The organism is Klebsiella sp. 1SOBk10mer, from assembly GCF_046602535.1.
Classification (GTDB): Bacteria; Pseudomonadota; Gammaproteobacteria; order Enterobacterales; family Enterobacteriaceae; genus Klebsiella; species Klebsiella quasipneumoniae.
In genome coordinates, this window is record NZ_JBKIUP010000013.1 from 40,254 (window position 1) to 63,167 (window position 22,914).

The window sequence follows — 22,914 nt, forward strand, 5'->3', positions numbered from 1 at the left end:
TCTTGGGTTAATCCGTTATTTTACCTTTTTCCACGCGGAACATCTTCGAATTTTTGTCCGACATGTCCATAACGTGCTCAGCGCTGATCGCGCTGACGAAAACCTGCGACTGCGTCGCTTTCAGGCGACTGGATAACAGACCGCGGCGGGCATCATCGAGTTCCGAGGCAAAATCATCTATCAGGTACAGGCAGCGCCGCCCGCTGACGCGGGTGAGGAACTCGCCCTGCGCCAGACGCAGGGCGCACATCAGCAGCTTAAGCTGCCCGCGCGACAAGGTATCTTCCACCGGCGCCCCGTCGGCACGAATACGGAAATCCGCTTTATGCGGGCCGTGGGCGGTATAGGTTAACATTCTGTCGCGCTCGAAATTCCGCTCCAGCACTTCAGCGTAGTCGGTCTCTTTTTCCCAGCCGCGCTGGAAGGAGAAAGAGAGCGAGAATTCCGGTAAAAATTGCTGACAGGTATCCGCCATGTCTTCGACGATAGCGGCGCTGTATTCGGCACGCCAGCGGCTGATCTGCTCCGCCAGCGGGATTAATTCCAGATCCCATGGCCGCAGCTGGGCATAGCGGCTGACCTGACGCAGCGCGGCGTTGCGCTGCTTGACCAGGCGCTTCAGGTTGCTCCAGGCGGTGAAGAATCCGGCTTCGTTATGAAAGCATCCCCAGTCAAGGAATGCTCTTCTGTATTTGGGGCCGCCGTTGAGTAAAGTAAACCCCTCCGGCGTAATCAGCTGCATCGGCATCAGGTGCGCCAGCTCCGCCACTTTGTGGCCGTCGGTGCCGTCGATACGCACCTTGCTGTCGCCCTGTTTGTCTTTGGTCAGGCCGATGGCGGTTTCCCGCTCTTCGCCCTGTAAACGCCCGTGCAGAACAAACGCATCCTGCTCGTGGCGGATCACCCGGCCAATTTGCAAACTGCGAAACGCCCGGCCGTGGCCAAGCGTGTAAATGGCTTCCAGCACGCTGGTTTTGCCGCTGCCGTTGGCGCCAACCAGGAAGTTAAAGCCGGGAGATAAAGCGAGATCCGCATGTTCAATATTGCGGAAGTCTTTGATCAGGAGTCGGGATAGCGACATATCAGCTCGTCATCATTCAAGGGGCGTGGGTGTCGCAGCCAGTTCGTCTACCGCCAGCGCGCAGAAAGCGGAGCGTACACGAAGTACGTGAGCATTTCGAGCACTGCCGGAAGGCGAAATGGCAAGTAAACCAGCCCCCTTGCAGATTCTACAATCGCATTGGCATGACAACGTAGGCGGCGGATTGCGAAGCCGCATCCTCAATCTGCACGCTCGACACTGAATCCGTCAGCAGAATCCGTACATTCTCGCACTTCAGCGCGTTCAGCACATCCAGCACGTAGCTAACGTTGAAGCCAATCTCCATCTCCGTTCCGGCGTAGGTCACGTCCAGAATCTCTTCCGCTTCTTCCTGCTCCGGGTTATTGGCGGTGATTTTCAGCTGATTTTCGCTCACGTACAGCCGCACGCCGCGGAATTTCTCATTGGAGAGAATCGCCGCGCGGGCAAAAGCCTGCTTCAGAATATCGCAGCCCGCTTCGAGGTGTTTATCCGGATTTTTCGGCAATACGCGGCGATAATCCGGGAAACGGCCATCAACCAGCTTCGAAGTGAAGATAAAATCGCCGACGTGGGCGCGGATGTTATTGCTGCCAATCTGCACGCGCAGCGGCGTATCACCGCCGTCGAGCATCCGCATCAGCTCAATCACCCCTTTACGCGGCACGATCACCGAATGGTTCGGCAGCGACGCTTCCAGCGGCATCGAACAGACCGCCAGACGGTGGCCGTCGGTAGCAACGGTGCGCAGTTCGCTGCCTTCGGTTTCGAACAGCATACCGTTTAAGTAGTAACGAACATCCTGGTGCGCCATCGAGAACTGGGTCGCTTCGATCAGACGCTTCATGGTCGCCTGCGGCAGGGTAAATTCCACCTCGCTCTGCCAGTCGTCAAGATTCGGGAAATCGGCAGCGGGCAGGGTCGACAGCGAGAAGCGGCTGCGGCCGGAACGCACCAGCATGCGATCGCCTTCCAGCTGCACCGCGATCTCCGCGCCTTCCGGCAGGCCGCGGCAGATATCAAAGAATTTACGCGCCGGAACGGTGGTGGCGCCCGCTTCGTGCGGCTGAACCAGCGCCACGCGCGCCACCATCTCCATTTCAAGATCGGTACCGGTCAGCGACAGCGCGCCGTCCGCGACCTGAAGCAGCAGGTTACCGAGAATGGGCAGCGTCGGACGACCACCTAACGGACCGCTCACCTGTTGCAGCGGTTTTAATAAATGTTCACGTTCTACGGTAAATTTCATAGCGTCACGAGGATAATGTTCTGATTAAATTGGAAAAATCTTCTTTAATGTCGTGGCTTTCTTCACGCAGCTGCTCAATCTTGCGGCAGGCGTGCAGCACGGTGGTATGGTCGCGGCCGCCAAACGCATCGCCGATTTCCGGCAGGCTGTGGTTGGTCAGCTCTTTGGCCAGCGCCATCGCCATCTGGCGAGGACGCGCCACCGAACGGGAGCGGCGTTTGGACAGCAGATCCGCTACCTTAATCTTGTAGTACTCCGCCACCGTCTTTTGAATATTGTCGATGGTGACCAGTTTTTCCTGCAGCGCCAGCAAATCGCGCAGCGCTTCGCGCACGAAATCGATGGTGATCGCCCGGCCGGTGAAGTTGGCGTTGGCGATAACGCGGTTCAACGCCCCCTCCAGCTCACGCACGTTTGAGCGCAGACGCTTGGCAATAAAGAACGCTACTTCACCCGGCAGGCGGATGTCGTTCTCATCGGCTTTTTTCATCAGGATCGCGACGCGGGTTTCCAGCTCCGGCGGCTCGATCGCCACCGTCAGCCCCCAGCCGAAGCGGGATTTCAGACGATCTTCAACGCCGTTGATCTCTTTGGGATAACGATCCGAGGTCAAAATGATCTGCTGATTACCTTCCAGCAGGGCATTGAAGGTATGGAAAAACTCTTCCTGGGATCGCTCTTTATTGGCGAAGAACTGAATGTCATCGATCAGCAGGGCGTCAACGGATCGGTAGTAGCGCTTAAACTCTTCGATGGCGTTGTTCTGCAGCGCTTTAACCATGTCCTGAACGAAACGCTCCGAGTGCATATAGACCACTTTGGCGTTCGGTTTACGCGCCACGATACCGTTCCCCACCGCGTGCAGCAGGTGGGTTTTGCCCAGACCCGTCCCGCCATAAAGGAACAGGGGGTTGTAGGCGCCGCCCGGGTTATCCGCCACCTGACGCGCCGCCGCGCGGGCCAGCTGGTTAGATTTACCTTCGACGAAGTTATCAAACGTGTGTTTCACGTTAACGTTAGAACGGTAGGTCGGCTCCGCTGGCGCTGGGACATTATCCCAGCCAGAGCGCACGATCGTCGGCGCCACGCGCGCGGTCTGCACCTGCGCCGCCGGGATAGTCGCTGCGGCCGGGCTTACCGCCCCTTTCTGCAGCGAGCTGGCGGGCTTAGCGCCCACCTCAAAACGCAGCTGCGGGGCGTCCGCACCGCAAAAATCATTGAGGAGTCCATTGATATTATTGAGGTATTTGTCCCTTACCCAGTCGAGCACAAAACGGTTTGGCGCATACAGTGCCAGCGTGTTATCGCTCAGTTCCGCCTGCAATGGGCGGATCCACATGCTGAATTCTGTGGCTGGTAACTCATCCTGCAATCGGGCAAGACACTGCTGCCAAAGCGAAAGTGACACGGCGGACTCCACTCGAACATAAAATCGATATCAAAGAAAAACTGAAACAATCGTGATTGTTGGCACACGTCGACAAGACCCTGCATTAGCCGAAAAGCCCCTGCACAAAAGGGGTGACGTGCGAACCGCTATCTGCGGTTATTTCCCGCTGCGGATCCGGGGATCGCGATCGGGACCGGGGATCATAGCCTAAACTGAGAAAGAGATCTTGTGTTTCTCAACAGATTCTTCCCGATTTATCCACAGGAAGGATCGAAACCGGGTAAGTGTAATCGATCCTGGAAGGAGTGAAGCACGATTTCCGCCGCATATTGGAAAAATTAATGAGCTATGCCGCTTTTGGGCGCAAACGATCTAACAAAGATCCTTCAGGATCCTTGCGCTTTACTGGCCAGGCCGTATAATCCCCCACCCGGCGCGTAATGCCCGTTTTCGTCACACGTCTCAGCTTATTTTTTGTGCGACGAGGTGCGAGAAATAAGGAAAGAGAATTGACTCCGGAGTGTACAATTATTACAATCCGGCCTCTTTAATCACCCACGCTGAGGCGTAAGTCGTTCGAAGTTCGTTCGGGTCTACGCAAAAGTCAGTGAATTTATTCAAGTTTAGGTAGAAATCGCCATGAAACGCACTTTTCAACCGTCTGTACTGAAGCGCAACCGTTCTCACGGCTTCCGTGCTCGTATGGCTACTAAAAATGGTCGTCAGGTTCTGGCACGTCGTCGTGCTAAAGGCCGCGCTCGTCTGACCGTTTCCAAGTAATAAAGCTAACCCTGCGTGGTTAAGCTCGCATTTCCCAGGGAGTTACGCTTGTTAACTCCCAGTCATTTCACTTTCGTCTTCCAGCAGCCACAACGGGCTGGCACGCCGCAAATCACCATCCTCGGCCGCCTGAATTCGCTGGGGCATCCCCGCATCGGTCTCACCGTCGCCAAGAAAAACGTGAAACGCGCACATGAACGCAATCGGATTAAACGTCTGACGCGTGAAAGTTTTCGTTTGCGTCAACATGAACTCCCACCTATGGATTTCGTGGTGGTGGCGAAAAGAGGGGTTGCCGACCTCGATAACCGTGCTCTCTCGGAAGCGTTGGAAAAATTATGGCGCCGCCATTGTCGCCTGGCTCGCGGGTCCTGATCGGCCTGATTCGAGTTTATCAGCGCCTGATTAGTCCGCTACTCGGGCCGCATTGTCGTTTCACCCCAACCTGTTCTCAATACGGAATTGAGGCCTTACGCAGGTTTGGAGTGATAAAAGGCAGTTGGTTGACAATGAAACGCGTATTAAAATGCCACCCTTTACACCCTGGTGGTGACGATCCCGTCCCGCCTGGACCATTTGATACCAGAGAACACTAACGATGGATTCGCAACGCAATCTTCTTATCATCGCTTTGTTGTTCGTGTCTTTCATGATCTGGCAAGCCTGGGAGCAGGACAAAAATCCGCAACCCCAGCAGCAGACCACGCAGACTACGACCACAGCAGCGGGTAGCGCCGCCGACCAGGGCGTACCGGCCAGTGGCCAGGGGAAACTGATTACGGTTAAAACCGACGTGCTTGAGCTGACTATCAACACCAACGGTGGCGATATTGAGCAGGCGCTGCTTCTGGCGTATCCAAAAACGCTGAAATCGACCGAACCGTTCCAGTTACTGGAAACCACCCCGCAGTTTGTCTACCAGGCGCAGAGCGGCTTAACCGGCCGTGACGGTCCGGATAATCCGGCAAACGGCCCGCGTCCGCTGTACAGCGTCGATAAAGAGGCGTTTGTGCTGGCCGATGGCCAGGATGAGCTCGTCATCCCGCTGACCTACACCGACAAAGCCGGCAACGTCTTCACCAAAACCTTCACCCTGAAACGCGGTGGCTATGCGGTGAACGTCGGTTATAGCGTGCAGAATGCCAGCGAGAAACCGCTGGAAGTCTCGACCTTCGGTCAGCTGAAGCAGACCGCTGCGCTGCCGTCCAGTCGCGATACGCAGACCGGCGGCCTGTCCACGATGCATACTTTCCGTGGCGCAGCGTTCTCCACCGCGGATTCGAAATACGAAAAATACAAATTCGATACCATTCTGGATAACGAAAACCTGAACGTCAGCACCAAAAACGGTTGGGTTGCCATGCTGCAGCAGTACTTCACCACCGCGTGGGTGCCGCAGAATAACGGGACGAATAACTTCTATACCGCCAACCTCGGCAACGGCATTGTTGCTATCGGCTATAAATCCCAGCCGGTACTGGTACAGCCTGGCCAAACCGACAAACTGCAGAGCACGCTGTGGGTCGGCCCGGCGATTCAGGACAAAATGGCTGCCGTCGCGCCGCACCTGGATCTGACCGTCGACTACGGCTGGCTGTGGTTCATCTCCCAACCGCTGTTCAAGCTGCTGAAGTTCATCCACAGCTTCCTCGGCAACTGGGGCTTCTCGATCATCGTCATCACCTTTATCGTTCGTGGCATCATGTACCCGCTGACCAAAGCGCAGTACACCTCCATGGCGAAGATGCGTATGCTGCAGCCGAAGATTCAGGCCATGCGCGAGCGTCTGGGCGACGATAAACAACGTCAAAGCCAGGAGATGATGGCGCTGTATAAAGCGGAGAAAGTGAACCCGCTGGGCGGCTGCTTCCCGCTGATTATTCAGATGCCGATCTTCCTTGCGCTGTACTACATGCTGAGCGCCTCGGTTGAACTGCGTCATGCGCCGTTTATCCTGTGGATCCACGACCTGTCTGCTCAGGACCCGTACTACATCCTGCCGATCATCATGGGCGCGACGATGTTCTTCATCCAGAAGATGTCGCCGACCACCGTGACTGACCCGATGCAGCAGAAGATCATGACCTTTATGCCGGTCATCTTCACGGTGTTCTTCCTGTGGTTCCCGTCTGGCCTGGTGGTGTACTACATCGTCAGCAACCTGGTGACCATTATTCAGCAGCAGCTGATTTACCGTGGTCTGGAGAAGCGTGGCCTGCATAGCCGCGAGAAGAAGAAATCCTGATACTCTTCATTCTTCAAGGCAACGCATCTGCGACTTGAATGATTTAGAGTAGTTACGGTAACGTTAATGCCAGAGAAGGCGGTCAATGGACCGCCTTTTTTACATCTACATAGAGAGTCACCATGAGCCATAACGACACTATCGTCGCCCAGGCAACCCCACCGGGACGCGGGGGTGTGGGCATCCTGCGCATCTCCGGCCTCAAAGCGCGCGACGTCGCGCAGGCGGTACTCGGCAAGCTGCCGAAACCGCGCTATGCCGACTACCTGCCGTTCAACGACGTTGACGGTACGCCGCTTGATCAGGGGATTGCGCTTTGGTTCCCCGGGCCGAACTCCTTTACCGGGGAAGATGTGCTTGAGCTGCAGGGCCACGGCGGCCCGGTCATTCTCGACCTGCTGCTTAAACGTATTCTGACCCTGCCGGGCCTGCGCATCGCCAGGCCGGGCGAATTCTCTGAGCGCGCGTTCCTTAACGACAAGCTCGACCTGGCGCAGGCAGAGGCCATCGCCGACCTTATCGACGCCAGCTCAGAACAGGCGGCGCGCTCGGCGCTGAACTCACTGCAGGGGGCCTTCTCCGCGCGGGTTAACCACCTTGTGGAAGCGCTCACTCACCTGCGCATCTACGTGGAAGCGGCGATTGATTTCCCGGATGAAGAAATTGATTTCCTCTCCGACGGCAAAATTGAAGCCCAGCTGAACGAGGTGATGGCCGACCTCGACGCCGTCCGCGCCGAAGCCCGTCAGGGCAGTCTGCTGCGCGAAGGGATGAAGGTGGTGATCGCCGGGCGGCCAAATGCCGGTAAATCGAGCCTGCTGAACGCCCTGGCGGGCCGCGAAGCAGCGATCGTCACCGACATCGCCGGCACCACCCGCGACGTGCTGCGCGAGCATATCCATATCGACGGCATGCCGCTGCATATCATTGATACCGCAGGCCTGCGCGACGCCAATGACGAAGTGGAACGTATCGGCATCGAGCGTGCCTGGCAGGAGATTGCCCAGGCCGATCGAGTGCTGTTTATGGTCGATGGCACCACCACCAGCGCCGTTGATCCTGCGGAGATCTGGCCAGATTTTATCGAGCGCCTGCCCGCTAAACTGCCGATTACCGTGGTGCGTAATAAAGCCGATGTCACCGGCGAAGCGCTGGGTATCAGCGAAGTAAATGGCCACTCACTGATCCGCCTGTCGGCACGCACTGGCGAAGGCGTCGAGGTGCTGCGTAACCACCTCAAGCAGAGCATGGGCTTCGATACCAATATGGAAGGCGGCTTCCTCGCCCGCCGTCGCCATCTGCAGGCGCTGGAAGAGGCGGCGGACCATCTGCAGCAGGGCAAAGCCCAGCTGCTGGGCGCCTGGGCCGGCGAGCTGCTGGCGGAAGAGCTGCGTCTCGCGCAGCAGGCGCTGAGCGAGATCACCGGGGAGTTCACCTCCGATGACCTGCTGGGCCGCATCTTCTCCAGCTTCTGTATCGGCAAATAACGTTTAGTCCGTAAATGTTCACTCACCCGCATTAACGCCGCGTTAATGCGGGTTTTTTCTTGCCCTTTGCGGCGCAACGTTCTCTACTTTTATCTCCCCTTAACCACGAGACTAAAGCATGACCGTTGAATATACCGTGATCGAGAAGGTGCCCTCCGCCGAAGCGTTTTGCCACCTGCGAGAGGTAGCGGGTATGTCGCCGCGCCCCCTGGAAGGCGCCAGAGCCGGGCTGCCGCGCAGCTGTTATGGCGTACATATCCTCTGGCAGGAGACGCCTATCGCCATGGGGCGCATCGTCGGCGACGGCGCAATTAATTTCGACATTGTCGACGTCGCCGTCGATCCGGCTCACCAGGGAAAGGGCCTTGGGCGGCTGGTGATGGAGAAGCTGGTTGCCTGGCTGGACGCTAACGCCTTTGACGGCGCCTACGTTACGCTGGTGGCGGATGTTCCGGAGCTGTACGCGAAGTTTGGCTTCGAAAGCGTTCGGCCGGAAAGCGAAGGGATGGCCCGCGTGTGGCGATGCCGGGGCCGCTAGTTCGCGTTTCCTGCCAGGAAAATAGCGTTGTCCAAATGGCAACTCGTCTTGCGGGACGTTCCTCACTATGCTGAACGCCATTCACATCGCGAGGATCTCATGACACGCTTTCTTCTCTGCAGCTTTGCCCTGGTTCTGCTCTATCCCTCCGGCATCGATATGTATCTCGTCGGCCTGCCGCGTATTGCTCAGGATCTGGGAGCCAGCGAGGCGCAATTACATATCGCCTTCTCGGTCTATCTGGCCGGAATGGCCTCCGCGATGCTGTTTGCTGGCCGTATCGCCGACCGCTCGGGGCGTAAGCCTGTCGCCATGGTGGGGGCGGCGATCTTTGTTATCGCCTCCCTGCTCTGCGCGCAGGCGCACACCAGCAGCCACTTCCTTACCGGACGCTTTATCCAGGGGATCGGCGCCGGCTGCTGCTACGTGGTGGCTTTCGCTATTCTGCGCGATACGCTGAACGACCGTCGACGGGCCAAAGTGCTGTCGTTGCTCAACGGCATTACCTGCATCATCCCCGTGCTGGCGCCGGTGCTCGGCCACCTGATCATGCTGAAATACCCGTGGCAGAGTCTGTTCTACACCATGATCGGCATGGGGGTAACAGTGGGTTTGCTGGCGGTATTTATCCTGCGCGAGACGCGTCCGACGGCGCCTGCGCAGACGGCTATGCCGCAGCATGGCGCGGGCGAATCGCTGTTGAACCGCTTTTTCCTCAGCCGCATTCTCATCACCACCCTCAGCGTGACGGCGATCCTCACCTACGTGAACGTCTCGCCGGTACTGATGATGGAGGAGATGGGGTTCGATCGCGGCACCTATTCCATGACGATGGCGCTGATGGCGATGGTCAGCATGGCGGTCTCCTTCTCGACGCCGTTCGCCCTGTCGCTGTTTAAACCACGCACCCTGATGATAACCTCGCAGCTGCTGTTCCTGGCGGCAGGCGTGGCGCTGAGCCTCGCCACCCAGCAGGTCGTCACCCTGGTCGGGCTGGGCATGATTTGCGCCGGCTTCTCCGTCGGCTTCGGCGTCGCAATGAGCCAGGCCCTGGGGCCATTCACGCTGCGCGCCGGTGTCGCCAGCTCGGTCCTCGGCATCGCGCAGGTGTGCGGTTCGTCGCTGTGGATTTGGATCGCCGCCATCATCGGACTCAGCGCAATGAATATGCTGATCGGGATACTCATTGCCTGTAGCATAGTGAGTCTTGTTCTGCTACTGGTCGCCACTCCGCCGCGGGTTGCGCAACACAATGAAGAAGCCGCTTTCGAGTCTCGATCTTAATTTACTGCTCTGCCTGCAGCTCCTGACCCAGGAGCTCAGCGTCACCCGTACGGCGAAGCGGATGAACGTTTCGCCCTCGGCGGTGAGCAAGTCGCTGGCCAAGCTGCGCGCCTGGTTTGACGATCCGCTGTTTGTCAAAACGCCGCTGGGCCTGGCGCCTACACCGCTGGTCAGCAGCATGGAGCAGGATCTGGCGGACTGGATGCAGATGGGCAACCAGATCCTCGATAAACCGCACCACACCATGCCGAGCGGCCTCAAGTTCGAGCTGGCGGCGGAAACGCCGTTGCTGATGATCCTGTTTAACACCCTCTCCCAGCGCATCTATCAGCGCTACCCGCAGGCATTGATTCGTTTGCGCAACTGGGACTACGACTCCCTGGACGCCATCATCCGCGGCGAGGTGGATATCGGCTTCTGCGGACGCGAAAGCCATCCGCAGTCGCGGGAGCTGCTGAGCCTGCTGCCGTGGTATATCGATTTTGATGTGCTGTTCACCGACCTGCCGCAGGTCTGGCTGCGCGCCGATCATCCGGCGCTCAGGGAGGAGTGGGATCTGGCGGCATTCTTACGCTATCCGCATATCACCATCTGCTGGGAACAACGCGATACCTGGGCGCTGGACGACGTGCTGCAGGAGCTGGGGCATAAGCGTAATGTGGCGCTGACCGTGCCGGGGTTTGAGCAATCCCTCTTTATGGCGGCTCAACCGCAGCACACCATGCTGGCCACCGCGCCACGCTACTGCCAGCACTATAATCAGCAGCATCAGCTACCGCTGGTCTCCCGGCCGCTGCCGCTGGAGCCGCAGCATCTGGAAAAGCTTCGCGTCCCCTTCACCTTGCTATGGCATAAACGCAACAGCTACAACCCGAAGCTTGTCTGGCTTAGAGATACGTTGAAAGCGCTCTATTCCGGTACGCTGTAAGCTTTGTTTCGTGTCCGTAGCACCTTATTTGCGCAATAATTTGTAAAATCCAAACAAATTCCCTTTTCAAGGGGGGATTTCGGCATTAAAACCTGTTAATACCAGGCGATAATAGCGCCCGCAGTTTTCATTCAGACCATTACTCACGGAGCGACGTATGGCAACGCATTTTGCACGAGGGATACTCAGTACCGGGGAGCCGCTATCGACACGTTTGTCAGCGGCCTGTCATCAATCCGCACGTCGGCTCCCTGAATACCGGCAAGCCCGCTTTCGCGCTTCGCGGTCGCTGCTCGCCGAACTGCTGTTTATGCTTTACGGCATCGGCGAGCTGCCTGAAATCGTTAACGAAGCCAATGGCCGACCGGTTTTTAGCGATCGTCACCTTCCCCGCTTCTCTATCTCTTATACTGGCAATATCGTTGGCGTAGCGCTGACCACCGAAGGGGATTGTGGCCTCGATATGGAGCTGCAGCGCACTGTCCGCAGCCACGACGCCGACCGGCAAAATTTCAGTAACAATGAGAATCTGTGGGTTAACATTCAGCATGACCCGGACGAAGCGCGCAGCCAACTGGTGGCGCTGCGGCGCAGCGTGCTGAAGCTGACCGGTGAAACATCAACGCAGCTGCAGCTGCTGCCTGGCTCCGGCCGCCTGCGTACCGCCGGCAGCCTGCCGATCGAAGCCGTCTGTGACGCCGAATCGCTGCTGGTGTGGTCGATTGCCGCTACCCCGAATATCGGCCCGCTGAAGGTCTGGGAGTATGACGCTAAGGGAGGCGACTGGCACAGCCTGGCGGACGCTCAGCGGCGCGCGCGCGAGCCGTCAGCCCGCCTGATGCGCTTTACCAGCCTACCCACGGAAAAAACCTTATCCCTCAATTGACCGGTCTTGCCGGCATCATGATCCAAAGGAGCAATCATGTCAGATACCTTGAAAGTGGTTACGTTACTCGGCAGCCTGCGTAAAGGGTCGTTTAATGGAATGGTCGCGCGTACCCTGCCCGGCATCGCGCCGGCGGGCATGGACATCTCCGCGCTGCCGTCAATCGGCGATATTCCGCTGTACGATGCTGATATTCAGGAAGAAGAGGGATTCCCGCAGCGCGTGCAGGAGATTGCGCAACAGATCCGCGAGGCGGATGGCGTGGTGATTGTCACCCCCGAGTATAACTATTCCGTGCCTGGCGGCCTGAAAAACGCCATCGACTGGCTTTCACGCCTGCCAGAGCAGCCGCTGTCCGGCAAGCCGGTGCTGATTCAAACCAGCTCAATGGGCGCCATCGGCGGCGCGCGCTGCCAGTATCATCTGCGGCAGATTCTGGTGTTCCTCGATGCGATGGTAATGAATAAACCGGAATTTATGGGCGGCGTGATCCAGAACAAAGTGGATCCGCAGTCAGGTGAAGTGGTCGATCAGAGCACCCTCGACCATCTGCGCGGCCAGCTGACCGCCTTTGGCGATTATATTAAGCGGGTAAAAGCATAAAAAAAGCCCGGCAGCGATGCCGGGCTTTTTCATCATGCGTGCGGATTAATGTGCATCAATAAAGACAATCTTCAGCACGAACAGCAGCGAGACGATAATTACGCAAGGGCTGAGGTCGCGCAGACGGCCGGTGCCGATCTTCATCACGCAGTAGGAGATAAAGCCCAGGGCGATACCTTCAGTGATCGAGAAGCTAAACGGCATCATCACCGCGGTGATAAACGCCGGTACCGCTTCCGTCAGGTCATCCCACTTCACGCGCGCCAGGCTGGAGGTCATCAGCACGCCGACGTAAATCAGCGCGCCGGCGGCCGCATAGGCCGGAACCATCCCCGCCAGCGGAGAGAGGAAGATAACCAGCAGGAACAGGATACCGACGACAACGGCGGTCAGGCCGGTGCGCCCGCCTACGGAGACGCCGGAGGAGGATTCGATATACGCTGTTACCGATGAGGTGCCGATGAAGGAACCTGCCACCGACGAGACGCTATCGACAAACAGCGCCTGCTTCATGCGCGGGAATTTACCGTTGGCGTCCGCCAGACCCGCTTTATCCGTCACGCCGATCAGCGTCCCGGAGGAGTCAAACAGGTTGACCAGCATAAAGGAGAAGATTACCCCGGCCAGGCCCAGATTCAGGGAGCCCGCCAGATCGACATGACCGATCACCGAAGTCACGCTCGGCGGCGCTGAGACGATACCGGTGTAGTGCACATCCCCCAGCATCCAGCCCAGCAGGGTGGTCACCACGATAGAGACCAGTACCGCGGCGTGAATGTTGCGCGACGCCAGAATCGCGATGATAAAGAAGCCCAGCACGCCCAGCAGCACGCTGTGGGAAGTCAGATGACCAATGCTGACCAGCGTTTCCGGGTTAGCGACGATAACCCCGGCGTTCTTCAGGCCCATCATACCGATAAACAGGCCGATCCCGCTGGTGATGCCCACGCGCAGGCTCAGCGGAATATTGGCGATCATCCAGTAGCGTACGCGGAAGATCGTCAGCAGCAGCAGGCCGACGGCGCCCCAGAAAATCGCGCCCATGCCGACCTGCCATGGCAGGCCCATCGCCTGCACCACCACAAAGGCGAAAAAGGCGTTCAGGCCCATCGCCGGCGCCAGAGCAACCGGCAGGTTCGCGAACAGCCCCATCATGATACTGCCGAAAGCGGCAATCAGACAGGTGGTCACAAACACGGCGCTGGTATCCATGCCCGCTACGCCAAGAATTTGTGGGTTAACAAAAACGATATACACCATCGTCAGGAACGTGGTGAAACCGGCGATGGCTTCCGTGCGCACCGTGGTGCCGTGCTCGCGCAGTTTAAATACGCGCTCCAGCAGACCCTGGCCAGAAGACTGGCTGGTTTGTTGTTGACTCATTATCGGTTTCCGAACGTAAGGAGGGAAAATTCGACGCTATCCTATACCAAATTACAGCGCCAGGCGCGGTTGTATGGTAATTTTTTTCATTTATTTTGCTTATACGGCAACGATTGCGTCGCGGCATTGAACATGACGAAAACGTTAAACTTGTTAATATGGAATGGCTATGACTCAACAAGAAGCAGTATTTTTTGACTGTGACGGCACGCTGGTCGACAGCGAGGTAATTTGCTCCCGCGCCTACGTGCACATGTTCCAGGAATTTGGCATTACGCTGGAGCTGGCAGAGATTTTTAAGCGCTTCAAAGGCGTAAAGCTGTACGAAATAATCGACACCATCAACGCCGAGCATGGCGTTAACCTGCAAAAGGCCACCCTGGAGCCGATTTACCGTGCGGAAGTCTCCCGCCTGTTCGATAGTGAACTGGAGGTGATTGCTGGAGCCCAGGCGCTGCTGGATGCGGTAAGCGTCCCGATGTGCGTGGTCTCCAATGGCCCGGTCAGTAAGATGCAACACTCTCTCGGCCGCACCGGCCTGCTGCACCATTTCGCTGACCGGTTGTACAGCGGCTACGATATTCAGCGCTGGAAACCCGATCCGGCGCTGATGTTCCATGCCGCAAAGGCGATGAACGTTAACGTTGAGAACTGCATTCTGGTTGATGATTCCAGTGCAGGTGCACAATCGGGAATAGCCGCCGGCATGGAGGTGTTCTACTTCTGCGCCGATCCGCACAACCCGCCAATCGATCATCCCAAAGTGACAACCTTTACCGATCTGGCTGCGCTGCCGGCATTGTGGAAAGCGCGCGGTTGGGATATCACTCGCTAGCCCCCGGCGTCGCCTGGCCGGGCGACGGTTGGCAGCAAGGGTAGCCCGGTAGCGCTGTGATCTCGCCCAGAACAGGATGGCTGGCGACCGGCTTAACTCATTATCTTCGGACACAAGCACTTTCATCTTGTCTTTCTTCACTCGCGGAAAACGGGGGCTAAACGCCCCCTCCGGCTATTTAAACAGTTTTTGCACAAACTCCGCGTAGGCAGGGCGCCAGACGTCCATTTCATGGTTCAGGCCGGGATAGGCGTGATAGTCAAAGTTGATCTTCTGTTTTTCCAGCTCGCTTTTCAGACCCGCGATGTCTTTGCCGGTCACGGAATCTTTTTCCCCGACGACCACGGTAAAGTTACGCAGCTGTTTATTGATGGCCTCAGGATGTTTCAGCTGCGCTTCCACACCAGCATTCGGCACCGTGGTGGTTGTGACGCCGCTAAACGTGGCGAGCCAGCCAAAGCTCTCCAGATGATTCATTCCGGAGACCAGCGCCTGATAGCCGCCCTGCGACAGCCCGGCGAGCGCCCGACCGTCGGCATCTTTACGCACGTTAAACCGGGCATCGATCAGCGGAATAATATCCTGCATGAGCTCTTTATCCGCCGCCTGCGCATTCAGCGGATAGAAGGTTTTGCGTCGCTCCTGCGGCGGGAAGTTTTCCGCGATGGCTTCCGGGATATCGGTTTCGGTATCCGGGACCACCACCAGCATTGGCTTGATCTTGCCCTCCGCCAGCAGGTTATCCATGATTTGCGGGATCCGCCCCTGATCGATGGCCGACAGGCCGCTGTCGCCAAAGCCATGATAGAAATAGAGCACCGGCAGCGGATCGCCGGTTCCGCTATAACCCGGCGGCGTCCAGACATAGAGACGACGTTCAGCGTTCAGCGCCTTTGAGTGATAGGTAAGGGTGCGCAGATCGCCGTGCGCGACCGCCCGATCGTCAAGAATACTGCCCGGCACCAGAATCAAACTGGTGTTCACCTGGCGCTGCGGCTTCTGATAGCGGCCGCCGGTATCTACCGAGCGGAAGCCATCCACATCGAAATAGTATTCATAGAGATTGGGCTTCATCGGCTCGCTTTTCCATGTCCAGACTCCGTCCGCTGCCTTGGTCATGTCGTGCGAGACAAAAGAGTCCGGCGTGGCGCCGGTGACTACCGAAACCCGCCGGGCATCAGGGGCAAACAGGCGGTAAGTGATACTTTTATCCGCGTTAACTTGGGTTATAAAGTGGCTCACCGGCAGGGAGGGGTCCGGCACCGCGGGCAACGGTGCCGCCTGAATGGTGAACGCCGCGCCCGCCAGCGCCAGGGCGAAATAAATTGCATGTCGTTTCATCGTTATTCCTCTTATGTTGTGTCCGTTCTGTTATCGTCTCACCACCAGATTTCCGCCTGCGCCCCTACGGCAAACTGATCGTTTTTACCGTCTTCAAAAATGCTGGTGGTGTTATTCGCGGCCTTATCCAGGTCGATATCCTTCGCTTTAATATAGGTGGCATAGAAGCGAATTTCCGGGCGCGAGGTCAGCATACTGGTATTAACTTTGAAGGTATGGAACAGCGTGGTCTTATAGCCGGACTCGTTATATTTTTTGCCGGTAACATCTTTGTTTTGCTGCTTGAAGTACCCCAGTTCGACGCCGGTCTGGTTATATTTATTCCAGATATAAGCCGGTCGCAGGACCGTACGGATGGATTCAAAATCGGAGTGGGCCCCGGTCTCGTAGCTGTAAACGTCGTTACCAAAAGAGTAAACGATGGCATTCGCCATAATAATGTCATCACGTAAATAGGTTTCCCCTTGCGAGGTTAAGCGCACGGCGGTGCCATTGGTATGGTCGCCATAATAGCGGCCGTTAAAGGTTGTATAGGGGCTGGATCCGGCATAGCGCGAGAAGCTGCTGGCAATGGAGTTATTCGCCAGTAAGAAAGAGAATTCGTTAAAGCCGCCGTTAGCAAATTTTTGCGTTAACGAGGTGCCGGCCATCCAGGTATCTTTCCATGGATAATAGCCTTCATTGCCCTCTTTATATTTCTCAGAAGAACTTTGGTTGGCAGCGACATAGCGTCCGCTGACCATCAGGCTGGCTTTATCCCACAGCGGGATCTCTTTGTAACGGATATCAAGGGTATTGGTGTTTATTTGCTGCTTATTGCTCAAGGAACGATCGTAGTCATCAACATCTTCCCGCACCAGCGCGATATCGAATTTCCCGACGCCAACCTGCCAGTTTTCCAGCCCCACGCCAGCCGCCGCATCGGTTCTCTGCGTTTTCCAGTCCAGCATCTGGATCTCGATTTTTGGCGCACCGTGTTTGCCGACCCAGAAATCGGCCTCCGGAGCAAACGGCAGGAATCCTTTGGTGTTAACGTACATATCCGAGAATTGGATGTAGTTTTCGCCGCCGGCATTGTCGCCAAACCAGCCAGTGGAATACTGCTGGCCAACGTTCCCGTCGAGCATCACGATGGCGTCGACGCGTTTATCGCCTTCCTGAAACACCCGCTGCTTCAGCTGCAGATCGAACCAGCCGGAATATTCATTGCCCAGACGGCCAAGCGAGCCGATGGCCCACGATTTTGGCGAGCCATGCGAGGCGGTTCCCCAGCCCGAGCGGAAGTAGCCGTTATAGCTAAAGCCAATTTCATCTTTGACGAACCTGCTAAAATCTTTCAGCGTCATCGCGCTGTAGGCTGGTGCACTGTCTGTAGCAGGTTGTTGATTTTTGACCAGTACCGCATCCGGTTTCACCGCTGCTTTCGGTCCGGCCGCCGCCGCGACGTTGCGCTTCTGGCTCTCTGCAGGCGGAGACCATGAGGCCCAAATCTGGTCTCTTTTTCTCTCCTGGTCTTGATATTTTTTGAGCTCTTTTTGCGTATCGCTGAGCGCTTTTTCCAGCAACTCAAGCCGTTGCTCTACCGTCAGCTGGCTCGCGATCAGGGAGGTTGAATAACAAAGCGGCGCCAGCAAGGCTATCGCCGAAGCGATCCTGGTTTTTCTCATCATAATATTCCCTTATATAAGTATTGGCATTAATAAAAACGACAGCGACAAGCATCGCGCGGGTTCAAATAGCTTTATCCATACCGCTTAAGGGCGCGGGGACTGTTATTTTTGCGCCTGGAAAAAAGCAAAAAAACCCGAAGAAGACGATCTGCCTTAACAGATAATCCTCTTCAGGTTTTGCCCGCGCATCGCGGTAGCAACCCTTATTAAGTCATTCTTCGCACGCATAAAAAAACCTGATATCGCCGCCGTGGGGGCAATATCAGGTTTTGCCTGCTGTCGCAGTAACAATCCGTTTAAAACATTCTGAGCTTGCGCGCTCAGTCAGTGGATGCTGATTGTTACGCGATAAAATGAAGAACTCAAACGGGCAGCCTGTTAATTGTGACGATAATCTCAGCAATATCGCTGCCGGTGGAGGAATCATATCTAATTCTGATAAATCCATTCATCAGAATTAGACAAAATGATTATTACTCTTTCGGATCTTTACCAGCGAGCAATTTATCCAGTTCATCGCCGCCCACATGACGGAAATCCTGGCCTTTGACGAAGTAGAAAATATATTCGCAGATATTCTGGCAGCGGTCGCCGATACGCTCGATGGAGCGCGCGCAGAACAGCGCCGTCAGGACGCTGGGGATAGTGCGCGAGTCTTCCATCATGTAGGTCATCAGCTGACGTACGATGCCTTCATATTCCTGGTCGACTTTCTTGTCTTCGCGATAGATACGTACCGCCTCGTCGAGATCCATACGCGCGAAGGCATCCAGCACGTCATGCAGCATCTGCACCGTATGGCGGCCCAGCGATTCAAGGCTCACCAGCAGCGGCTGATGCTGCTGGGAAAACTTCTCCAGCGCGGTACGGCAGATTTTATCCGCCACATCGCCAATGCGTTCCAGCTCAGCGATAGTCTTGATGATCGCCATCACCAGGCGCAGGTCGCTGGCGGTCGGCTGGCGCTTGGCGATGATGCGCACGCAGGCTTCATCGATCGCCACTTCCATCATGTTGACCTGTTTGTCGCCGTCAATCACGCGTTTCGCCAGTTCGCTGTCCTGGTTATGCATTGCGGTGATCGCATCAGAAAGCTGTTGCTCCACCAGCCCCCCCATGGTCATCACCTGGGTGCGGATATACTCCAGTTCAGCGTTGAACTGGCCGGAAATATGTTTGTTAAGATTTAGGTTGTCCATGGTGTCTCCTGATTGCCCAACTGGTGAGAGCCTGAAAGCACAAGGGCAAATCAACCGTAGCGGCCAGTAATATAATCTTCAGTTTGTTTCTTCGCGGGCTTGGTGAACAGGTCATCCGTATTGCTGAACTCAATCAGCTCGCCAAGATACATAAATGCCGTATGGTCGGAGCAACGCGCAGCCTGCTGCATGTTGTGAGTCACGATAACGACGGTGTAGTCCTGTTTCAGCTCGGTGATCAGCTCTTCGATACGCCCGGTGGAGATCGGGTCCAGCGCGGAGCACGGCTCATCAAGCAGCAGCACTTCCGGGCGGATCGCGATACCGCGGGCAATACACAGACGCTGCTGCTGACCACCGGAGAGAGAATACCCGCTCTGGTGCAGTTTATCTTTGGTTTCGTTCCATAATGCGGCTTTGGTCAGCGCCCACTGCACGCGCTCGTCCATATCGGCACGGGACAGTTTTTCAAACAGGCGCACGCCGAAAGCGATGTTGTCGTAAATGGACATCGGGAACGGCGTTGGCTTCTGGAACACCATGCCAACCTTAGCGCGCAGCAGGGCGATATCCTGGGTGTTAGTCAGAATATTGTCGCCATCCAGTAGGATCTCGCCTTCCGCACGCTGCTCCGGATACAGTTCAAACATTTTGTTGAACGTGCGCAGCAGGGTGGATTTACCACAGCCTGACGGACCGATAAACGCCGTTACCTGGTTTTTGGTGATATCCAGGTTGATGTTCTTCAGGGCATGGAATTTGCCGTAGTAGAAGTTCAGGTTACGAACTGAAATCTTACCCGGAGCTGTATTCACCATACTCATCTCAATCTCTTCCTCATTCAGCGCAGCCGTGGCTGCGCCGCAAAAAATTAACCGTGTTTCTTCTTGGCGAAGATAACGCGCGCCAGGATGTTCAGCAGCAAGACGCACAGGGTGATAATCAATACCCCGGCCCATGCCAGTTGCTGCCACTCCGCAAACGGACTCATGGCAAATTTGAAAATGGTCACCGGCAGGTTGGCAATCGGCTGCATCATGTCGGTGCTCCAGAACTGGTTAGACAACGCGGTGAACAGCAAGGGCGCCGTTTCCCCAGCGATACGGGCGATAGCCAGCAGGATCCCGGTCATAATCCCTGAGACGGAGGCTTTCAGGGTGATCGCCGAGATCATCTTCCACTTCGGCGTCCCCAGCGCATAGGCCGCTTCACGCAGGCTATCCGGCACCAGTTTCAGCATGTTTTCGGTGGTACGAATAACGATAGGCACCTGCAGCAGCGCCAGGGCGATAACGCCCGCCCAGCCCGAGAAGTGCTGCATCTGCGCCACCACGATGGTGTAGACGAACAGGCCGACCACGATAGACGGTGCGGAAAGCAGAATATCGTTGATAAAGCGGATAATTTCAGCCAGCACCGACTTGCGGCCATACTCCGCCAAATAAATTCCGGCGAGGATACCCAGCGGCGTACCAAAGACGGTTGCCCACAGGATCAGCAGGCCGCTGCCGGCGAGGGCGTTGGCCAGACCACCGCCCGCGGTATTCGGCGGCGGCGTCATTTCGGTAAACAGCGCCAGACTCATGCCGTCGAAGCCGCGGGTTATGGTCGCCATCAGGATCCAGATAAGCCAGAACAAACCAAACGCCATGGTGGCCATCGACAGCGCCAGAGCGATACGGTTCTTCATGCGGCGTTTGGCCTGCATCTTGCGGCGGGACTCCGCCAGCTCGGCGGTGCTTTGCATTTCAATGGTCGCCATTAGCGTGCCCCCTCATTCTTCGCGAGGCGCATAATCATAAACTTCGACGCCGCCAGAACGATAAAGGTGATAACGAACAGGATCAGGCCCAGCTCCATTAGCGCCGCCACGTGCAGGCCGGTTTCCGCTTCGGCAAATTCGTTGGCCAGCGCGGAGGTAATGCTGTTCCCCGGCATATACAGCGATATGCTGTCGAGCTGGTAGGTGTTGCCGATGATAAAGGTGACCGCCATGGTTTCACCCAGCGCGCGGCCCAGACCGAGCATCACGCCGCCGATCACCCCGTTTTTGGTGAACGGTAAAACGATGCGCCAGATCACTTCCCAGGTGGTGCAGCCGATGCCATAGGCCGACTCTTTCATCATCACCGGCGTCTGTTCGAAAACATCGCGCATGACCGCGGCGATATAAGGGATGATCATGATGGCCAGAATGACGCCAGCGGCGAGAATGCCAATCCCAAACGCCGGGCCGGCAAACAGCGCGCCGACGAACGGGATGGTCGACAGGACGTTCCCCACCGGCTCCTGGAAGTAAGTCGCAAACAGCGGGGCGAAAATAAACAGGCCCCACATGCCGTACACGATACTCGGGATTGCCGCCAGCAGCTCAATCGCAATGCCCAGCGGGCGCTTGAGCCAGGCGGGGGACAGTTCAGTCAGAAACAGCGCGATGCCGAAGCTCACCGGGACGGCGATCAGCAGCGCGATAAAGGAGGTCACCAGAGTTCCGTAGATCGGCACCAGCGCGCCGAAGATTTCGTTGGGCGCATCCCACTCTTTGGTCCACAAAAAGGCAAAGCCAAACTTTTGAATGCTCGGCCAGGAAGAGATGATCAGGGAAACGATGATGCCGCCCAGCATCAATAGCACAATCAGCGCAGCCAGTTTTACCAGCGCACTGAAAATTATGTCACCCTTTTTCCCCGGAGGGGTAAATGCAGGCTTGGTTGCAGCCATAGATTACTCTTTACGTATTAAAACTTGTTCGAATAAATGCCCGGTGGCGTTGGCTCCCGGGCCTACAGTCTGAACCGTAGGGCGGGCAGCGCCTGAACGCCCCCGCCATCTTCGTCAAAAATCTACTGTTAGTACAGCGCTTTACCGCTGCTGTCTTTGACGTTGGTTTTCCATGCCGCACGAACCTGCTCTACCACGCTTTCCGGCAGCGTCGCGTAATCCAGCGCATTGGCTTCTTTCCCGCCGTTTTTATACGCCCAGTCAAAGAACTTCAGCACTTCGGCGGTCTGCTCAGGCTTGTTCGTCGCCTTATGCACCAGGATGAAGGTGGTTGAGGTGATCGGCCATGCGTTTTCACCTTTCTGGTTAGTCAGGTCCTGAGCGAAAGACTTGCTCCAGTCAACGCCTTTTGCGGCGTTAGCGAAGTTGTCTTCAGTCGGGCTAACCGGCTTGCCGTCGGCAGAGACCAGTTTGGTGTACGCCAGGTTGTTTTGCTTGGCGTAAGCGTATTCGACGTAACCAATCGAGCCCGGCAGACGCTGAACAAAAGCGGCGATACCGTCGTTGCCTTTACCGCCCAGACCGGTTGGCCAGTTAACGGTAGAGCCTGCGCCGATTTTCGATTTCCACTCTTCATTCACTTTGGACAGGTAGCTGGTGAAGACGAAGGAGGTACCGGAACCATCGGCGCGGCGAACCACGGCGATATTCTGCGACGGCAGCTTCAGACCCGGGTTGAGCTTAGCGATCGCTTCGTCATCCCATTTTTTAATTTTACCCAGGTAGATATCGCCGAGGGTTTTGCCATCCAGCACCAGCTCGCCGGATTTCACGCCAGGCAGGTTAACCGCCAGCACCACGCCGCCAATCACGGTCGGGAACTGGAACAGGCCTTCCTGGGTCAGTTTGTCATCAGCCAGCGGAGCATCAGAAGCACCGAAATCCACGGTGTTGGCAATAATCTGTTTAACGCCACCAGAGGAACCAATACCCTGGTAGTTCACTTTATTGCCAGTTTCTTTCTGATAGGTGTCAGCCCATTTGGCATACACCGGCGCAGGAAAAGTTGCACCTGCGCCAGTCAGGCTTGCTGCTGCGAAAGCAGAGAAAGCGCTCATCGATAAGGTCGCGGCGACAACTGTTGCGACGGTGGTACGCATAACGTTCATAATGTCTCCTGCTGGGATTCGTAAATCATTGTTTCGAGGCTATGGTGAGCAAAATAGGTCAAAGAGGTGACAGTAAAATGTACGAATTATGACAGTTTTATGACACGCCGGGAGGGGGGATTTTA

22 protein-coding genes are annotated in these 22,914 nt (G+C 56.5%); 11 read left to right on the forward strand and 11 right to left on the reverse strand.

From position 1 onward, the window contains the following. Positions 1–7: 7 nt before the first annotated feature. From recF to dnaA, 3 genes are all read right to left on the reverse strand, one after another. Complete coding sequence (recF, locus tag ACLH1I_RS23050) at positions 8–1,081, reverse strand: DNA replication/repair protein RecF (protein ID WP_004202283.1); 1,074 nt, start codon at positions 1,079–1,081, stop codon at positions 8–10. A 148-nt stretch (positions 1,082–1,229) separates the two neighbouring features. Next, positions 1,230–2,330, reverse strand: a complete 1,101-nt coding sequence (gene dnaN / locus ACLH1I_RS23055; RefSeq protein ID WP_004145090.1) for a DNA polymerase III subunit beta — start codon at positions 2,328–2,330, stop codon at positions 1,230–1,232. 4 nt (positions 2,331–2,334) lie between these two features. Continuing rightward, entirely contained in the window at positions 2,335–3,738 is a 1,404-nt protein-coding gene (gene dnaA, locus ACLH1I_RS23060) for a chromosomal replication initiator protein DnaA (protein WP_080848123.1), read from the reverse strand. A 621-nt stretch (positions 3,739–4,359) separates the two neighbouring features. On the opposite strand from dnaA, the gene rpmH reads away from it, so the two are divergent. From rpmH to ACLH1I_RS23110, 10 genes are all read left to right on the forward strand, one after another. Beyond that, on the forward strand, positions 4,360–4,500 hold the full coding sequence (gene rpmH / locus ACLH1I_RS23065; protein WP_000831330.1) for a 50S ribosomal protein L34: 141 nt from the start codon (positions 4,360–4,362) through the stop codon (positions 4,498–4,500). 15 nt (positions 4,501–4,515) lie between these two features. Then, positions 4,516–4,875 carry a ribonuclease P protein component gene (rnpA, locus tag ACLH1I_RS23070; protein ID WP_004151535.1) on the forward strand — a complete coding sequence of 120 codons (360 nt, stop codon included), beginning with the start codon at positions 4,516–4,518 and terminating at the stop codon, positions 4,873–4,875. Further along, entirely contained in the window at positions 4,839–5,096 is a 258-nt protein-coding gene (gene yidD, locus ACLH1I_RS23075) for a membrane protein insertion efficiency factor YidD (protein ID WP_004151536.1), read from the forward strand. The genes rnpA and yidD overlap by 37 nt, the downstream gene beginning before the upstream one ends. Before the next feature lie 2 nt (positions 5,097–5,098). Further along, a complete protein-coding gene (gene yidC, locus ACLH1I_RS23080; protein ID WP_017899657.1) occupies positions 5,099–6,745 on the forward strand; it encodes a membrane protein insertase YidC in 1,647 nt (548 codons plus the stop codon). Positions 6,746–6,867: 122 nt separating this feature from the next. Then, entirely contained in the window at positions 6,868–8,232 is a 1,365-nt protein-coding gene (gene mnmE, locus ACLH1I_RS23085; RefSeq protein ID WP_004202288.1) for a tRNA uridine-5-carboxymethylaminomethyl(34) synthesis GTPase MnmE, read from the forward strand. A 118-nt stretch (positions 8,233–8,350) separates the two neighbouring features. Continuing rightward, positions 8,351–8,770 (forward strand): GNAT family N-acetyltransferase, encoded by a 420-nt coding sequence (locus ACLH1I_RS23090; RefSeq protein WP_004202289.1) that lies wholly within the window; start codon positions 8,351–8,353, stop codon positions 8,768–8,770. Positions 8,771–8,869: 99 nt separating this feature from the next. Further along, positions 8,870–10,054, forward strand: coding sequence for an MFS transporter (locus tag ACLH1I_RS23095; RefSeq protein WP_004202290.1), 1,185 nt, complete (start codon positions 8,870–8,872; stop codon positions 10,052–10,054). Beyond that, positions 10,023–10,982 (forward strand): HTH-type transcriptional regulator YidZ, encoded by a 960-nt coding sequence (gene yidZ / locus ACLH1I_RS23100; protein ID WP_004202291.1) that lies wholly within the window; start codon positions 10,023–10,025, stop codon positions 10,980–10,982. Before ACLH1I_RS23095 ends, yidZ begins: the two co-directional genes overlap by 32 nt. Before the next feature lie 310 nt (positions 10,983–11,292). After that, entirely contained in the window at positions 11,293–11,868 is a 576-nt protein-coding gene (locus ACLH1I_RS23105) for a 4'-phosphopantetheinyl transferase family protein (RefSeq protein ID WP_072140520.1), read from the forward strand. 36 nt (positions 11,869–11,904) lie between these two features. Continuing rightward, positions 11,905–12,471 carry an NADPH-dependent FMN reductase gene (locus ACLH1I_RS23110; RefSeq protein WP_004202293.1) on the forward strand — a complete coding sequence of 189 codons (567 nt, stop codon included), beginning with the start codon at positions 11,905–11,907 and terminating at the stop codon, positions 12,469–12,471. A 45-nt stretch (positions 12,472–12,516) separates the two neighbouring features. On the opposite strand, the gene ACLH1I_RS23115 is transcribed toward ACLH1I_RS23110, so the two are convergent. After that, positions 12,517–13,854, reverse strand: a complete 1,338-nt coding sequence (locus ACLH1I_RS23115; protein ID WP_004202294.1) for an NCS2 family permease — start codon at positions 13,852–13,854, stop codon at positions 12,517–12,519. Between the two features lie 169 nt (positions 13,855–14,023). On the opposite strand from ACLH1I_RS23115, the gene yieH reads away from it, so the two are divergent. Further along, complete coding sequence (gene yieH, locus ACLH1I_RS23120) at positions 14,024–14,689, forward strand: 6-phosphogluconate phosphatase (RefSeq protein WP_114466382.1); 666 nt, start codon at positions 14,024–14,026, stop codon at positions 14,687–14,689. A 174-nt stretch (positions 14,690–14,863) separates the two neighbouring features. Here yieH and ACLH1I_RS23125 read toward each other — a convergent pair whose 3' ends face one another. The 7 genes from ACLH1I_RS23125 to pstS form a co-directional block, all read right to left on the reverse strand. Beyond that, positions 14,864–16,030 (reverse strand): alpha/beta hydrolase-fold protein, encoded by a 1,167-nt coding sequence (locus ACLH1I_RS23125; RefSeq protein WP_048326132.1) that lies wholly within the window; start codon positions 16,028–16,030, stop codon positions 14,864–14,866. A gap of 38 nt (positions 16,031–16,068) precedes the next feature. Beyond that, on the reverse strand, positions 16,069–17,700 hold the full coding sequence (locus tag ACLH1I_RS23130; RefSeq protein WP_017899655.1) for a carbohydrate porin: 1,632 nt from the start codon (positions 17,698–17,700) through the stop codon (positions 16,069–16,071). A 473-nt stretch (positions 17,701–18,173) separates the two neighbouring features. Beyond that, positions 18,174–18,899, reverse strand: a complete 726-nt coding sequence (gene phoU, locus ACLH1I_RS23135; protein ID WP_004107251.1) for a phosphate signaling complex protein PhoU — start codon at positions 18,897–18,899, stop codon at positions 18,174–18,176. A gap of 50 nt (positions 18,900–18,949) precedes the next feature. Beyond that, the gene (pstB, locus tag ACLH1I_RS23140) at positions 18,950–19,723 is read right to left on the reverse strand and encodes a phosphate ABC transporter ATP-binding protein PstB (protein ID WP_004145006.1); all 774 of its coding nucleotides are present in this window, start codon (positions 19,721–19,723) and stop codon (positions 18,950–18,952) included. Between the two features lie 47 nt (positions 19,724–19,770). Continuing rightward, a complete protein-coding gene (pstA, locus tag ACLH1I_RS23145) occupies positions 19,771–20,661 on the reverse strand; it encodes a phosphate ABC transporter permease PstA (protein ID WP_004202301.1) in 891 nt (296 codons plus the stop codon). After that, positions 20,661–21,620 (reverse strand): phosphate ABC transporter permease PstC, encoded by a 960-nt coding sequence (gene pstC, locus ACLH1I_RS23150; protein WP_004202302.1) that lies wholly within the window; start codon positions 21,618–21,620, stop codon positions 20,661–20,663. The genes pstA and pstC overlap by 1 nt, the downstream gene beginning before the upstream one ends. 128 nt (positions 21,621–21,748) lie before the next feature. Continuing rightward, positions 21,749–22,789, reverse strand: coding sequence for a phosphate ABC transporter substrate-binding protein PstS (gene pstS / locus ACLH1I_RS23155; protein ID WP_004150308.1), 1,041 nt, complete (start codon positions 22,787–22,789; stop codon positions 21,749–21,751). Between the last annotated feature and the right edge of the window lie 125 nt (positions 22,790–22,914).

Coding starts and splice junctions, on each gene's coding strand:
- recF (WP_004202283.1), bottom strand. CDS start 1,081: ATGTCGCTATCCCGACTCCTGATCAAAGACTTCCGCAATATTGAACAT.
- dnaN (WP_004145090.1), bottom strand. CDS start 2,330: ATGAAATTTACCGTAGAACGTGAACATTTATTAAAACCGCTGCAACAG.
- rpmH (WP_000831330.1), top strand. CDS start 4,360: ATGAAACGCACTTTTCAACCGTCTGTACTGAAGCGCAACCGTTCTCAC.
- yidD (WP_004151536.1), top strand. CDS start 4,839: ATGGCGCCGCCATTGTCGCCTGGCTCGCGGGTCCTGATCGGCCTGATT.
- yidC (WP_017899657.1), top strand. CDS start 5,099: ATGGATTCGCAACGCAATCTTCTTATCATCGCTTTGTTGTTCGTGTCT.
- mnmE (WP_004202288.1), top strand. CDS start 6,868: ATGAGCCATAACGACACTATCGTCGCCCAGGCAACCCCACCGGGACGC.
- ACLH1I_RS23090 (WP_004202289.1), top strand. CDS start 8,351: ATGACCGTTGAATATACCGTGATCGAGAAGGTGCCCTCCGCCGAAGCG.
- ACLH1I_RS23095 (WP_004202290.1), top strand. CDS start 8,870: ATGACACGCTTTCTTCTCTGCAGCTTTGCCCTGGTTCTGCTCTATCCC.
- yidZ (WP_004202291.1), top strand. CDS start 10,023: ATGAAGAAGCCGCTTTCGAGTCTCGATCTTAATTTACTGCTCTGCCTG.
- ACLH1I_RS23105 (WP_072140520.1), top strand. CDS start 11,293: ATGCTTTACGGCATCGGCGAGCTGCCTGAAATCGTTAACGAAGCCAAT.
- ACLH1I_RS23110 (WP_004202293.1), top strand. CDS start 11,905: ATGTCAGATACCTTGAAAGTGGTTACGTTACTCGGCAGCCTGCGTAAA.
- ACLH1I_RS23115 (WP_004202294.1), bottom strand. CDS start 13,854: ATGAGTCAACAACAAACCAGCCAGTCTTCTGGCCAGGGTCTGCTGGAG.
- yieH (WP_114466382.1), top strand. CDS start 14,024: ATGACTCAACAAGAAGCAGTATTTTTTGACTGTGACGGCACGCTGGTC.
- ACLH1I_RS23125 (WP_048326132.1), bottom strand. CDS start 16,030: ATGAAACGACATGCAATTTATTTCGCCCTGGCGCTGGCGGGCGCGGCG.
- ACLH1I_RS23130 (WP_017899655.1), bottom strand. CDS start 17,700: ATGATGAGAAAAACCAGGATCGCTTCGGCGATAGCCTTGCTGGCGCCG.
- phoU (WP_004107251.1), bottom strand. CDS start 18,899: ATGGACAACCTAAATCTTAACAAACATATTTCCGGCCAGTTCAACGCT.
- pstB (WP_004145006.1), bottom strand. CDS start 19,723: ATGAGTATGGTGAATACAGCTCCGGGTAAGATTTCAGTTCGTAACCTG.
- pstA (WP_004202301.1), bottom strand. CDS start 20,661: ATGGCGACCATTGAAATGCAAAGCACCGCCGAGCTGGCGGAGTCCCGC.
- pstC (WP_004202302.1), bottom strand. CDS start 21,620: ATGGCTGCAACCAAGCCTGCATTTACCCCTCCGGGGAAAAAGGGTGAC.
- pstS (WP_004150308.1), bottom strand. CDS start 22,789: ATGAACGTTATGCGTACCACCGTCGCAACAGTTGTCGCCGCGACCTTA.